This window comes from Moritella sp. JT01 (assembly GCF_001574435.1).
Lineage (GTDB): Bacteria > Pseudomonadota > Gammaproteobacteria > Enterobacterales > Moritellaceae > Moritella.
Window position 1 is genome coordinate 700,589 of record NZ_LOCN01000007.1, and the last position, 15,290, is coordinate 715,878.

Annotated in this window: 12 protein-coding genes; 9 read left to right on the top strand and 3 right to left on the bottom strand. The window is 40.3% G+C overall.

Annotated features, from left to right (window positions below; all coding sequences use genetic code 11):
• Positions 1–51: 51 nt before the first annotated feature.
• Together topA and sohB are read right to left on the bottom strand one after the other, a co-directional pair.
• Positions 52–2,736, bottom strand: a complete 2,685-nt coding sequence (topA, locus tag AKG98_RS09660) for a type I DNA topoisomerase (RefSeq protein ID WP_067044874.1) — start codon at positions 2,734–2,736, stop codon at positions 52–54.
• A gap of 321 nt (positions 2,737–3,057) precedes the next feature.
• The gene (gene sohB / locus AKG98_RS09665) at positions 3,058–4,137 is read right to left on the bottom strand and encodes a protease SohB (RefSeq protein ID WP_067044877.1); all 1,080 of its coding nucleotides are present in this window, start codon (positions 4,135–4,137) and stop codon (positions 3,058–3,060) included.
• A 113-nt stretch (positions 4,138–4,250) separates the two neighbouring features.
• On the opposite strand from sohB, the gene AKG98_RS09670 reads away from it, so the two are divergent.
• The 9 genes from AKG98_RS09670 (at position 4,251) to AKG98_RS09710 (ending at position 15,001) form a co-directional block, all read left to right on the top strand.
• On the top strand, positions 4,251–4,994 hold the full coding sequence (locus AKG98_RS09670; protein ID WP_067044879.1) for a YciK family oxidoreductase: 744 nt from the start codon (positions 4,251–4,253) through the stop codon (positions 4,992–4,994).
• Positions 4,995–5,493: 499 nt separating this feature from the next.
• Positions 5,494–6,234, top strand: coding sequence for a 5-oxoprolinase subunit PxpA (locus AKG98_RS09675; RefSeq protein ID WP_067044882.1), 741 nt, complete (start codon positions 5,494–5,496; stop codon positions 6,232–6,234).
• A gap of 3 nt (positions 6,235–6,237) precedes the next feature.
• Positions 6,238–6,933, top strand: coding sequence for an allophanate hydrolase subunit 1 (locus AKG98_RS09680; RefSeq protein ID WP_067044886.1), 696 nt, complete (start codon positions 6,238–6,240; stop codon positions 6,931–6,933).
• Positions 6,933–7,880, top strand: coding sequence for a biotin-dependent carboxyltransferase family protein (locus AKG98_RS09685; protein ID WP_067044889.1), 948 nt, complete (start codon positions 6,933–6,935; stop codon positions 7,878–7,880). The genes AKG98_RS09680 and AKG98_RS09685 overlap by 1 nt, the downstream gene beginning before the upstream one ends.
• A 451-nt stretch (positions 7,881–8,331) precedes the next feature.
• Positions 8,332–9,315: a TAXI family TRAP transporter solute-binding subunit gene (locus tag AKG98_RS09690; RefSeq protein WP_067044893.1), complete on the top strand. Its 984-nt coding sequence runs from the start codon at positions 8,332–8,334 to the stop codon at positions 9,313–9,315.
• Positions 9,316–9,626: 311 nt separating this feature from the next.
• A complete protein-coding gene (locus AKG98_RS09695; protein WP_067044896.1) occupies positions 9,627–12,209 on the top strand; it encodes a TRAP transporter permease in 2,583 nt (860 codons plus the stop codon).
• A gap of 82 nt (positions 12,210–12,291) precedes the next feature.
• Positions 12,292–12,726: a universal stress protein gene (locus AKG98_RS09700; RefSeq protein WP_067044899.1), complete on the top strand. Its 435-nt coding sequence runs from the start codon at positions 12,292–12,294 to the stop codon at positions 12,724–12,726.
• Positions 12,727–12,892: 166 nt separating this feature from the next.
• Positions 12,893–13,972 carry a response regulator gene (locus tag AKG98_RS09705; protein WP_067044901.1) on the top strand — a complete coding sequence of 360 codons (1,080 nt, stop codon included), beginning with the start codon at positions 12,893–12,895 and terminating at the stop codon, positions 13,970–13,972.
• A gap of 72 nt (positions 13,973–14,044) precedes the next feature.
• Positions 14,045–15,001, top strand: coding sequence for a GGDEF domain-containing protein (locus AKG98_RS09710; RefSeq protein ID WP_067044905.1), 957 nt, complete (start codon positions 14,045–14,047; stop codon positions 14,999–15,001).
• A 75-nt stretch (positions 15,002–15,076) separates the two neighbouring features.
• On the opposite strand, the gene AKG98_RS09715 is transcribed toward AKG98_RS09710, so the two are convergent.
• On the bottom strand, positions 15,077–15,280 hold the full coding sequence (locus AKG98_RS09715; protein ID WP_067044908.1) for a DUF2986 domain-containing protein: 204 nt from the start codon (positions 15,278–15,280) through the stop codon (positions 15,077–15,079).
• Positions 15,281–15,290 lie beyond the last annotated feature (10 nt).

Sequence of the window (15,290 nt, forward strand, 5' to 3'; positions counted from 1 at the left end):
CCACATAGCTGCCTATAAAGGCATAGGTTGAGCGCTAGAAAGAATCGTTAACTACTTTTCAGCAGCAGGCTTCTTCTTCTCAGCAGCAGGCTTTTTCTTCACCGCTTTCTTCTTCTCTTCTTCAACCCATTTACCATCAATATAATGCGCAGTCCAACCAGTAGCTTTCTTTTCTACCTCCGTCATTACATATTGTTCTTTGGTCTTACGGCTAAAGCGTACTATCGCTTTATTACCTGCAGGGTCTTGCGCTGGCGCATCTGCTAAGTAATAAAATTTCGATGAGATACGGTCTCTGAAGCGAACTAACTCTTCAATCAGCGGAGCACGTGTCTCACGAGATTTAGGGAAAGTATTCGCCGCTAAGAAGATGCCCGCAGCACCGTCACGTAGCACAAAGTAAGCATCCGATTTTTCACATTCCAATTCAGGAAGGAAAACAGGATCTTCTTTTGGCGGCGCAACTTCACCACTTTTCAGGATCTTACGGGTGTTTTTGCATTCTTCGTTAGTACAGCCCATGTATTTGCCAAAACGGCCATTTTTAAGCTGCATATCAGACATACAACGGTCACACTCAACCACTGGGCCATCATAGCCTTTTAGCTTGAATTCACCTTTCTCGACTTCGTAGCCCGTACATTCAGGGTTATTACCACAAACGTGCAGTTTACGTGTTTCGTCAATCAGGTAGCTGTCCATTGCAGTACTGCATTTAGGACAACGACGTTTTGCCATCAGCGCTTCAGTTTCAGCGTCCTCATTCAGCAAATCAATCGCTTCTTCGCCTGATACGAGGTTAATGGTTTTCTTACAGCGTTCTTTTGGTGGCAAATTATAACCCGCACAACCGAGGAAAACACCCGTTGTCGCAGTACGGATACCCATCTCACGTTGGCATGTTGGACATTCGATATCCGTGATAACCATTTCGTTCGAGCGCATACCGCCTTCAGACACTTCAGCACCGGCTGTGAGCAGCTGCTTCTTAAAGTCACCAAAGAAGTCATTAAGTACATCAATCCAATTCAGCTTGCCTTCAGCAACGCCATCAAGTTGAGACTCCATGCTTGCGGTAAAATCGAAGTTCATTAACTCTTCAAAACTTTCAGTCAGACGTTCAGTAACAATCTCACCCATTTTTTCAGCGAAGAAACGACGGTTTTCAACTTTTACATAACCACGATCTTGAATTGTTGAAATAATCGAAGCATATGTCGATGGACGACCAATACCACGTTTCTCTAATTCTTTAACCAATGACGCTTCATTAAAACGCGCAGGTGGCTTAGTGAAGTGTTGCAAAGGATCAACAGTAATCAGGTCAAGTGCTTCACCGACTTCCAGTACGGGTAAATTACTTTCATCTTCAGATTTCTTGCTCATTGGTGGTAACGCTTTAGTCCAACCAGGGAAACGTATAGTACGTCCCTTCGCGGTAAGCTGATACTCGCCAGCAGCAATCGTCAATTTCGTTGAATCGTATTGTGCAGGCACCATTTGACAAGCAACAAACTGACGCCAAATTAGTTCGTATAATTTCTTAGCGTCATCATCCATGCCTTTCAAATCGCCTGACATAATATTTACATCAGAAGGTCGGATCGCTTCATGGGCTTCTTGCGCGCCTTTTTTAGAGCCGTATAAATTCGGTTCTGCAGGTAAGTAATCTTTACCGTATTTTGCTTCAATGAAACCGCGGGCACTTTCTACAGCGTCTTTACTCAAGTTTGTTGAGTCAGTACGCATATAGGTAATGTAACCGCCTTCATATAAGCGCTGTGCCAGACCCATTGTACGTTTAACACCATAGCTATGACGCGTACTAGCCGCCTGCTGTAGTGTTGACGTAATAAAAGGTGCTTTAGGCTTACTGCTTGTCGCTCTGTCATCGCGTTTTAATAACGAATAACTTGCGTTTTGTAAGTCAGTAACCGCTTTGGTCGCTTGTGCTTCATTAACAGGTTTAAATGCTTCACCGGCATATTTAACCGCTTCAACACGTAATGGCTCACCCAGTGACGTCACTAAATCTGTATGGACATCCCAAAATTCTTCTGGAATGAACGCTTTAATGTCACGCTCTTTGTCTACGATTAAACGTACCGCTACCGACTGAACACGTCCAGCAGATAAGCCACGCGCGATCTTTTGCCAAAGTAACGGCGATACCATATAGCCAACAACACGATCTAAGAAACGACGCGCTTGTTGTGCATTCACACAATCAATGTTCAATTCTGACGGTTGTTTAAATGCTTCTTGGATCGCTGTTTTGGTAATTTCGTTAAACGTTACACGTTGGAAACGTGAATCATCACCACCAATAATTTCCCGCAGGTGCCATGCAATAGCTTCCCCTTCGCGGTCCAAATCGGTTGCGAGATAGATAACATCTGCTTTTTCAGCAAGTTGTTGTAATTCAGCAACGACTTTTTCTTTACCAGGTAAAATCTGATACGTTGCTGCCCAGTCATTTTCTGGGTCTATGCCCATACGCGAATATAACGATTTTTTATCACGTTTTTCTTTAAATGCAGCTTTAGCTTCTGGCGTCATGCCTTTAGTTTGTTGCGCAAGCGTCGGTGCACCAGCTCGTTTTTTGGCTGCTCCACCACTTGTCGGTAAATCACGTACGTGTCCCACACTTGATTTAACAATGTAGTCTTTACCGAGATATTTATTAATGGTCTTCGCTTTTGCTGGCGATTCCACAATTACCAGAGATCTTCCCATACAGACGGATTCTTTTAATTTATGAATAATATGAAATTGATGAATACAATTGATAATTTATCGCTTAAGGATAGTCAAAAAGCATCATCTTATATTTGTACTCTATTTATATATATACATTGAATACACTTATAGTAGTCAATAATTTTTTAATTATTTTTTTTATGTCTATATTTCATACAAAAATATTACATAAGAATAGCAATAACTATCTGACATAATTATTCACAAAAAACATAAAAATCAAACTAATAAACCACATACACTTGAAATACGTGGTTTATGTTTCAATGCATATTTTACAGTTATGAACCTACAATTCTATAATTGTGGGTACTTACTCTGCTGTAAAAACTTATTTAGGCTTGTCGAAATAGCCAGTGATGCCGCTTGGGCTAATTTTTCAGCCAGTTTTTTACGCACGACATATTTAACGATGTAAATCGTTTTCGACTTATTCGCTTTTAATAAGTAATCATCACTGGTTTGTAAGGTATCCACTAACCCACGTTCGTGTGCATGAGTACCGAACCAATGCTCACCAGTGGCTATTTTTTCAATATCCATATCCGGTCGGTGAGCGCTCACAAAGTCTTTAAATAACACATGCGTTTCTTCAAGTTCTTGTTGGAACTTTGCACGTCCAGCGTCATCATTCTCACCAAACATCGTTAATGTACGTTTGAACTCACCCGCGGTCAGTTGTTCGACATCGATATTGTTCTTTTTCAATAGACGGTTAAAGTTCGGTATTTGAGCCACTACACCAATAGAACCAACGATTGCAAATGGGGCCGCAATAATATGATCAGCAATACATGCCATCATATAACCGCCACTTGCCGCCACTTTATCCACCGCGATAGTTAGCTTAATATTAGCTTGTTTTAAACGTTCTAGCTGTGAGCTTGCAAGTCCATAACCATGCACAACACCACCACCACTTTCTAAACGCACTAAGACTTCGTCATGCTCGTTAGCAACAAACAAGATAGCGGTAATCTCTTCACGTAATGATGCAACTTCTTTGGCATCAATACCGGCGGTAAAATCAAGTACAAAAAGACGTGGTTCAATGTCTTCTTTTGTAGCTGCATCTTTATCATTGGCTTTATCTTTATGGGCCTTTTTAAATGCTTTTAATTCTTCTTTATGTTTTTTCTTTTCTGCTTTGTGCTGTTCTTTTTCTAATACTTTCGCTTCATCTTCAGACACAAGGTGTAACTGAAGTTCATCTTCAACGTCTTTAAATTGCTCTGATAAATTGGTGATCTCCAAACGTCCATTACTCTTTTTTTGCTTAGACGTAAGATTGATTATACTGACCACTACAAATAATAACGCTAAAACGAATGTTACCGTTTTTGCTAAAAAAATACCGTATTCACTTAAAAATTCCAAATCCTAATCCTCGGTCGGTTATATCGATTTTGCCCTTTATATCATTTACAACATCGCATCTACAAGCTTTGCAGGTTACAATATTGCCAGATAAGTCGACATGGAACCAGAAAATGGATTATCAAGCAGAAAAAAATCTATTAGAAAACAAAACTATTTTAGTAACCGGTGCCGGTGACGGTATTGGTCGTCAAGCTGCACTAACCTATGCAGCACATGGCGCGACAGTGATATTACTGGGTAAAACGGTCGCTAAACTTGAAGCTGTTTATGACGAAATTGAAGCACTTGGAGCACCGACGCCTGCGATTATTCCGCTTGATATGAAAGGTGCGACTGTTGAAAACTATAAAGACATGGCTGACACCATTGATACGCAATTCGGTAAACTAGACGGTTTATTGAACAATGCTGGTCAATTAGGCGTGTTGGGTCCATTTCATCAAATTGATGAAAAGAGCTATGACGAAGTTATGCAGGTCAATGTAAAAGCACAGTTATTCATGACAAGTGCGTTATTACCAGTACTGAAAAAAGCAGATAAAGCATCTATCATTTTCACTTCATCAAGTGTCGGTGTAAAAGGCCGTGCTTACTGGGCTGAATATGCAATTTCAAAATTTGCGACCGAAGGCATGATGCAAACCCTTGCAGACGAATTTGAAAATACCAGTATCCGTGCGAACTGCATTAACCCAGGTGCAACGCGTACCGGTATGCGTGCAAAAGCCTTCCCTGGTGAAAACTCGAATACCCTTGTTACAGCAGAAGATATTATGCCGCTTTACCTTTATTTGATGGGTAATGACAGCGTTGCTGAAACAGGTAAAACATTTAAAGCTCAGCCAAACAGATAATCGGTTAGCTACATAACGTCCCAAATAATGCTGTTCTTCATTATTTGGGAATTGTTATCCTATATTTTCAGTTCTTTCCTACTTTTCCTGCTCTATTTGGCTCTGCCGACTCACCTACTTGTATCTTTGATCGCCCTCTTCCCTATAAAAAACTTGCTATCGTAAATAATTACTGCAATAACTAATGCCTATACCCAAGTTACTTCAAGATGCTATATCAGAGACGTGCAGGGATAACAGAACAAGGCGCAATATGTAGAGAATGGTTATTCCATTTTCAAATATTGTAACGCTGTGCTGCTATTCCTGCTCGCCTCCCGTAGGGCAAGCCGAACGAAGGAATCTTCGGCGTTATGAAGTCTTGATTTAGAATAACTAAATCCTCGACTCCATGCCTTGAATATCCTCTCCTTTCGGTTTGCTGATTGCGCATCTTGAAGTAGCTTGGGTATATACTTCTCTATATATAGAAAGACTTTGTTAATAAGGATATTAACCAGTGAAATTGAATTGTGATATGGGTGAAAGTTTTGGCCTTTGGCAGCTTGGTATGGATGAAGCGGTGATGCCACATATTGATATGGCGAACATCGCTTGCGGTTTCCATGCTTCCGATCCCCTGATCATGCAGCAAACAGTGGCACTGGCTAAACACTATAATGTAGCCGTCGGCGCTCATCCTGGTTATCCCGATCTGGTTGGTTTTGGTCGTCGCCATATGCGCTGCACACCTGATGAAATCCAAGCCTTTATATTATATCAAGTTGGCGCCCTCGCCGCTTTCTGCGATCAGCAACATATTCCCTTAAGTTATGTTAAACCTCACGGTGCACTTTATAACGACATGATGCAAGATGAAGCCATTCTAATTGCTATTTTAAAAGGAGTAGCTGCTTTTAGTCCCGATTTAGCCCTGATGCTAATGGCACAAGCAGACAACAGTCGCAGCGAAGCCCTTGCTGCACAATTTAATGTACCACTACTGTTTGAAGCATTTGCAGATCGTTGTTATACCGATGACGGATTATTACAACCTAGAAATCTACCTGGGGCGGTATTTACCGAGCCCAGCCAAATTATTAACCAAGCAATACAGCTCGCGCAACACGGTAATGTGACAAGTAATAACGGCAATCTAATTAAGTTAAAAGTTGATACGCTTTGTGTACATGGCGATAACGCCCAATCCATCGAAGCCATCGCACAGATAAAGTTAGCACTTACAGAAAACAAGGAGTGAGGTATGCAATATCAGCTCGATATGATCGGTTATGATGCAATTATGATTCGCTTTACCGATACCGATAATACTCAACTATTACCGGTGATTTACACCCTAAATCAACAACTAAAAAGTGCCCCAAATTTAAGCACAGTGATTATTGATATTATCCCTTCATATCAAACATTACTTGTCAGCTTTAATATACTCAATATGGAACAGCATCAGCTGGCAGATAAACTTCACGCTTATGTTAAGCGACTATTAAATACAGCATCACCAAAATCTAATCATGCCTCTCCCAATACCGTTAATTTAATCACTATTCCTGTTTGTTACCACGAAAGTCTTGCGCCGGATCTTGAATCCTTATCACAATACTCAGCACTGAGTATCAATGACATCATCCAGATCCATTCTTCTACTATATATAGCTGCTATGCAATTGGTTTTATGCCTAACTTTGCCTATTTGGGTGATGTTGATAAACGGATACAAATACCAAGGCATGCCAAGCCAAAAGACCAAGTCGCAGCGGGTAGTCTAGGCATTGCAGATAACCAAACTGCTATTTATCCTAAATCCAGTCCTGGTGGTTGGCAAATCATAGGTCAGAGCCCTGCAGCACTGAATACATTATCTGTTGGCTGCCAAGTCAAATTTAGTGCGATCTCACTGGATGAGTTTAATCGTTACGACCAAAAGGCTGACGCATAATGAATATTACTCCTGCATTCGACGTTATCAAACCAGGCGTTCATACTTTAATTCAAGATCTAGGGCGTTTTGGATATCAACATTTAGGTATCACGCCCGGTGGTCCAGCCGATCTTCATGCTTATCTATGGGCAAATAAGATACTCGGTAATGACAGCAATATGGCCAGCCTTGAAATACATTATGGATTAATGACATTACGTGCATTAACGGATACAAAAATTGCGATTTGTGGTGCCGAGTTTGGGGTGAATATTAATGACAACCCCGCTTTTAATTGGCAAACGTATAACGTTAAGACGGGTGACATTATTCAGTATGGTGGAGCAAGAACAGGTAAATGTGGTTATCTGGCCATTGTCGGTGGTCTGCAGACAGAAATGAGCCACCATAGTCGAAGTACCGTCATACGTGATGAACTCAGTGAAATAACGAGTTCATCATTATATGAAGGACAGCGCTTGCCTATAACAACCCAAACCCCTGCACAACAAGCAGCACAATCACAAGTACAACGCGCGGTTCCTCGACATTATATTCCAAATTATTCTGCGCCATTAACCCTCGGGTTATTACCTTGTTATCAATGGCCGCTACTCACTTCAAAACAACAGCAGCAACTACTCACCAATAAATATCAAATAAGTCCGCAAGCCAATCGTATGGGCTATCAACTAATAGGTAACATGATTGCCGATTTGCCAGCAACATTGACGTCAGAAGGGGTTGCATTAGGCAGTGTACAACTCCCTGCAGATGGACAGCCAATTGTTCTACTTCAAGACAGGCAAACGATTGGCGGATACCCGAAAGCAGGTATTATTTCGGCTTTAGATTGCAGTCAGTTATCGCAACGCCAACAGGGGGAAGAAATATCTTTCAAACTCGAAAACCCCCTTATCTCACGCTATAAAATGCAAGCTTTCAAACATTTTTTCGACTTTTAGTTATGAATAAAACCATTTTAATAATGACAAACTCATGAAATGAACATAAAACAGTCAATCAATTCAGTGATGAACTTCACGTATTTAACCATAAGTAAAAATAATTGCGTTATGTTATGAAGATTTAACAAAATATAATATCAGTCAAAAAACGCGCTTTTCGAATTTACAAATGCGTATTTTTATAAAAATAAATCCATCTTAAAGCCCAGTGTGTACTAGAATTCAGCTTAAATTCGCACAAAACAAGTGGATGTTTGTTTTTTGTTAATCCAGTGTCACAAAGTATGGTCCAAACAGATAATGATGGGTTATTTTGCTGTATCATAAGTATTGCATTATTTATTTTTGCTGATTAAATACACCCTCTTGAATTTACGGATTTAATTTCATGGCCATAGAATGCCCTGAAGTAAACAAGCGACTAATGACTAATAAAAAGGAACATAACATGTCTATTACAAAAACAATTGCAAAATCACTTGCTGTAGCAAGTTTAACACTAGCAGCTGCTGCGCCAAGTATCGCAACAGCGAAAACAAGTGACTTTATTACAATCGGTACTGGTGGTGTTACAGGTGTTTATTACCCTGCCGGTGGTGCAATTTGTAAATTTGTAAACCGCAACCGTAAAGAGCACAACATTCGTTGTTCAGTAGAAAGTACTGGTGGTTCAGCTTATAACATCAACACGATGCGTTCTGGTGAACTTGATTTCGGTGTAGCACAATCTGATCAACAGTATTATGCTTACAACGGTTTAAACCAATACAAAAATCAAGGTGCTTACACTGACCTACGCTCAGTATTCTCACTACACGCTGAAGCACTAACAATTGTTGCTCGTAAAGATTCAGGCATTAAAGACTTTAAAGACCTTAAAGGTATGCGTGTGAACGTGGGTAACCCAGGTTCAGGTCAACGCAGCACAATGGACGTTGTAATGAAAGCTTACAACTGGGATAACAGCGCGTTCTCACTAACATCAGAACTAAAAGCGAACGAACAATCTCAAGCACTTTGTGATAACAAAATCGACGCATTTGTATTCTTCGCTGGTTTCCCTAACGGTTCAATTAAAGAAGCAACAACAACGTGTGACGCTGTTATTGTAACGGTTAACGATGCAACAGTACAAAAACTCGTTGCTGATAACCCTTACTACAGCCAAGTTGTAATCCCTGGTGGCACTTACACTGGTACACCAAAAGACACTGTAACATTTGGTGCGCGTGCAACAATCGTTACACCAAAATCAATGTCTGACGAGATCGTATATGAAGTAACGAAAGCTGTATTCGAAAACTTCAATACATTTAAGCGTCTACACCCATCATTTGCATCGCTAACGAAAGAAGATATGGCGAATGCAGCGCTTAGTGCACCTGTTCACCCTGGCGCACTAAAATACTACAAAGAAGTTGGCCTAAGATAAGTCGACTTTTCATTAAAAAAAATTAAGGGGACATTGTCCCCTTAATTTTTCAAGAAAATTACATTACCTAGCTTTACAACCAAGCTACTTCAAGATACACAATCAGCATTTTGAAGTAACTTGGGTATAAATCATTATTTAATTTTTACTACTCTTACTCAAGTTACTGACTATTCTTACACTACGGATTAGTGAAGCAATAAGCAGTACACCCTTTCTGAAATTAAGAGTTCAGTAATTATTAATTACTCTACTAACGAATAACCGAGCCACTTCTTGTGATTAAAATATCGCAGAATGATGGAGGACAAATGTCTAAAACAGAAAATCAAACCACTAGCATGGATGCTGAACTGCAGGAAATGCTTGCACAATCAGATACTGGTGCGCGCGATCCCCAAGGTTTTGCTAAAAAAGTATTGTTAATTGTGCCATTTATTTGGGCGCTATTTCAATTATGGTATGCCTCTCCTCTGCCGTTCGTTTTAAATTTTGGTATTATTAACGATACTGAAGCTCGCTCTATTCATTTAGCATTTGCTATATTTTTAGCATTTACCGCTTACCCTGCAATGAAATCGTCACCGCGTGACCATGTGCCGTTGACCGATTGGATTTTTGCATTCGCAGGTGCATTCAGTGCTGGTTATCTATTCCTATTTTATAATGAATTGGCTGGTCGTTCAGGCGCACCAACTACCTTTGATACTGCGGTTGCAGTAACGGGTATGTTGATGCTACTTGAAGCAACACGTCGTTCATTAGGTCCACCGCTGATGATCGTGGCACTGGTATTTTTGACTTATACCTTTGCCGGTCCTCACATGCCAGACATTATTGCCCACAAAGGGGCAAGTTTAACGAAAACAATGTCTCACCAGTGGTTAACAACCGAAGGTGTATTTGGTGTTGCGCTTGGTGTATCAACATCATTTGTATTCTTATTTGTACTATTCGGTTCGCTATTAGATAAAGCAGGTGCTGGTAACTACTTCATTAAAGTTGCATTCTCGCTACTTGGTCACATGCGTGGCGGTCCTGCAAAAGCAGCGGTGGTTGCATCAGGTTTAAGTGGCTTAGTGTCTGGTTCATCCATTGCGAACGTGGTGACAACAGGTACATTCACGATTCCGCTAATGAAACGCGTTGGCTTCTCCGCAACGAAAGCGGGCGCAGTAGAAGTTGCAGCATCAACGAATGGTCAGTTAACACCTCCAATTATGGGTGCAGCTGCATTCTTGATGGTGGAATATGTTGGCATCCCATACATCGAAGTAATTAAAGCCGCTATTTTACCTGCGCTTATTTCTTATATTGCCCTGATCTACATCGTGCATTTAGAAGCATGTAAAGCGGGTATGGAAGGTTTACCGCGCCGTCATAAGCCGACGATGGCAGAAAGCTTATTCTCGTTTATGACTGTTGCGATAATAATCCTCGTCTTAAGTCTTGCGGTTTACTACGGTATCGGCTGGACGAAAGATGTATTTGGCAGTAATGCAACTTGGGTGCTTGGTATTATTACCATTGCTATTTATATTGGCTTAGTAAAATACTCCACTAATTTCCCTGAACTGGAAATTGATGATCCAGATAGTCCATTGCTGATATTACCGGAACCAGGTCCCACAGCGAAAGCAGGTTTATACTTCCTATTGCCGATCGTGGTACTAGTATGGTGCTTAACCGTTGAACGTTTTTCACCTGGTCTATCCGCGTTTTGGGCAACGATGTTTATGATTTTCATTGTGGTAACACAACGTCCATTACAAGCATACTTCAAACAAAATAAATCAATATCAGGCGCGGTTAAAACAGGTTTTATCGAACTGTTTGACGGTATGATCACGGGTTCACGCAATATGATCGGGATCGGCGTGGCCACAGCTGCTGCAGGTATTGTTGTAGGGACTGTAACCTTAACGGGTATCGGTTTAGTGATGACCGAGTTTGTTGAGTTTATTTCCGGCGGTAACATCATGCTAATGTTAGTATTCACTGCTTTGATCAGCTTGATCTTGGGCATGGGTTTACCGACAACAGCTAACTACATCGTTGTATCTACCTTAATGGCACCTGTTATTGTTGAAATTGGTGCTCAAAATGGCTTGATCGTACCATTAATTGCAGTGCATCTGTTTGTATTCTATTTTGGTATTCTCGCCGATGATACCCCACCCGTAGGTCTCGCCGCGTTTGCAGCCGCAGCCATTGCTAAAGCAGATCCAATTAAGACGGGTATTCAAGGTTTCACCTACGATATTCGTACCGCGATCTTACCTTTCATGTTTATCTTTAATACCCAGCTATTATTGATTGGAGTGGATTCTTGGGGTCACTTATTACTGACTATCTTCTCTGCAACAACTGCGATGTTAGTATTCTCAGCCGCAACGCAGGGATACTGGTTCACTAAATCAAAATGGTATGAAACGATCGGATTATTATTAATCACGTTCACACTGTTCCGTCCCGGTTTCTGGTGGGATATGGTTTATCCACCAATTGAAGAGGTTGCCCCACAACATATCGAGCAAGTACTTGCTGAATTACCAAACGGTAGTAACGTGCGTTTACGTGTTGAAGGTGAAACATTAGACGGTGCATTCCAAACCAAGATTGTACAACTACCTTTTGCTGAAGATGCGATCACAGGTGCAGAACGATTATTGAGTACTGGTTTAGAATTACGTTTTGAGGATGACAAAACTATCGTAGATATGATTGGTTTTGGTTCTCCAGCCGAAAAATCAGGCATTGATTTTGACTGGAATATCCTAATGGTAGAACGTCCATTAGACCGCCCAGCTAAAGAGTTTCTGTTTATTCCGGCGTTACTGTTACTTGCAGGTATCGCAGTTGGTCAACGCCGTCGTATTGCTAGTAATAAGTAATCATCATCGGTAAAAAACATATATGCAGTGTGTTTATCCACACTGCATATATACCCAAACCACTTTAAATAAGTAACTCATTATGTATAAAATAATCTTACTACCCGTTGACCTTAACGAAGAAGGCTTTAGCCACGTGGCTGCCGAACACGCTTGCGCACTCGCAAAAATGTCTGGCGCAACGATTCATTTGCTTAATGTACTACCGACCACGCAAATGCCAATGGTATCTGCACACTTCCCAACGTCGGTCTTACAACAAATTCGTAGTTCAACTCAAACAGCCCTGCAACAATTTGCCAAAAAACACATTGCAGGCGACATACCAGTGCAATTACATCTAATGGAAGGCAAACCGTCAAAAGAAATTATCAAAGCTGCAAATAAATACAAGGCAGATTTAATTGTAATGCCTAGCCATAAACGAGCTAAATTAGAACTTGCCGTTATCGGATCTGTTGCAGCAAGAGTTGTCAGCTCAGCCTCAATGAGTGTAATGGTTGTTAAACCACAATAAACAGATTTATGAGCAGTGTAATTCACTGCTCATAAATCACAAGTCGATATGTTTAGCTGTTATTATTTTTAAGAATATCCCTTCTAATTCTTTTACTTCCCCTCTTTTTTCGTTATTATTGCGTAATAAATCTTTGCTATTTCACTGAAGATGAAAAAGGATATTCATGTCAGTCTCCATACTAATCTGTGATGATTCAAACCTAGCTCGTAAACAAATGGCCAAAACACTGCCTCTTTATTGGGATGTTGATGTGAGTTTTGCATCTAACGGCGCCGAAGGTATTGATGCAATCAAGGCTGGTAAAGGTAGCATCGTATTTCTCGATCTTAACATGCCAGTGATGGATGGTTATCAAGTTTTAGAAGCCATTCAAAAAGAGCAACTTAATGCGCTTGTGATTGTCGTATCGGGTGATATTCAAGCTGAAGCGCACCAACGCGTAACTGCATTAGGTGCACTTGCTTTTATCAAAAAACCGGTAACAAGTCAGCAAATAGAAACCATCCTGATTAATTATGGTATTGTCGAAAAAGATGAATTATCTCAAACAGAAGCACGATTAATTGCCCAACAATCGGCTGAAAAAAGACAGCACGATTTAATACAATCAATTCCGGACAGCTTGCCTACATTAAGTAATGAACTAGAGTTACCCGCTGAATTCCGTGATGCACTGCAGGAAGTAGCCAATGTAGCGATGGGTCAAGCTGCCGATTTGTTAGCACGTTTACTTGATGTATTTGTACTGTTACCCGTACCGAATGTAAATGTCTTTGAAGCCAGTGAATTAACCATGGCATTATCAGCTGCATCTGAACAAGCGTCTATCTCAACCGTGTGCCAAGGCTTTATTTGCTCTGGTATTTCTGGTGAAGCATTACTGCTATTCCATGATTCAAGCTTTGATGACATGGCGAAACTAATGGGCCTTGAAAATCAAGACTCAAATTTCCAAGAGAAAGAAATTCTCATGGATACCGCCAATATCCTGATCGGTGCATTTTTACAAGGCTTTAGCCAACAGTTAAACGTTAGCTTTAGTCAAGGTCACCCTTCTGTTCTGGGTCAACACAGTACAGTAAAAGAAATGATTAACGCCAATAACTTCCGTAAACAAAAAACGGTCGCAATTGAAATTAATTATCAAATTAAGCACCATAATGTGCAATGTGACCTGTTATTACTCTTTACTGAGAAATCACTACCGAGTTTACTTAATAGTCTTTCTTACCTCATCGATTAACTGATTGTCTTTTGATCGTTTACTTAACGTCAAACCGATCAAATGACCAGACAGTTACAAGGAATTGTTAACATGGATAATCAACATTCATTGCATGAGTTTCATTGGATCATGGATATGGTACAAACCATTGATGCGGGTCTCGTGGTTCTAGATAAAGACTTCAAAGTCCAACTGTGGAATGGCTTTATGAGTAACCACAGCGGCCTGAGTTCAAGGACTGTTCAAGACTCAAATCTGTTCTCGCATTTTTCCGAGTTACCTGAAACATGGTTACGAAGTAAAATAGAGTCCGTATTTTTATTAAAAAATAACGCATTCACCAGCTGGGAACAACGCCCTTATATTTTCCGTTTTAATAATTACCGCCCGGTGACTGGTATTTCTGAATTTATGTTTCAGAATATGACCATCATACCGTTAGCATCCCTCACAGGTGAAGTGACACACGTAAGTTTGATTATTTATGATGTGACCGATATTGCGATTAACCGTTTACAACTCGATAAAGCAAATGAAAAGCTAGCACATCTGAGTCAAACAGATGCCCTAACCCAGTTAAATAATCGTCATCATTGGAATAGCCTGATTGATCACGAATTTAAGCGTGTTAAACGCTACGAACAAGTATCAACATTGATGATGTTAGACATTGATCATTTTAAAAATGTAAATGATACCTATGGCCACGTTGCCGGAGATAAGGTGATTGCTGCCGTGTCTAAAGTAATGCGAGATAATGTCAGAGAAACTGATTTTGCGGCGCGATATGGTGGTGAAGAATTTGCAATTTGTTTGACTAACACCTCCGCAATAAATTCGGTGATATTAGCAGATCGTCTTCGTAAAGCGATTGAGGATATTTCTATCATAGATGATGGTAAGACGATTAAAGTAACAATATCGATTGGTATGGCTGAATTTACCCCTACTACAGACGCTGTTGATACATGGACGAAGAATGCCGACAGCGCATTGTATCAAAGTAAAGAAAATGGACGAAACCAGTACTCTATATTTAAATATTAAGCTAAAAACAAAAAAGGTATAGCGAAATGCTATACCTGTTTATATTTATCATTCTTACATTTCAGCTAAGAAAATTTATCCTGCCGAAATTTGCTCTTCCTGAGTCTTCCCAGCTTGCTGAATACTCTCTTCCTTCTGAATAACGTCTGCTTCTAAAGCCATTTTTTCACGTTCGGCTTTAGAAATATAACGAGGTTTATTAGAGTGAGGAGCCAATTTAGCATTCGCTTTTTTAGCTTTTTTCTTTAATGTCGAAACAACTTTTTTCTTTCTATTCATTATTTAATCT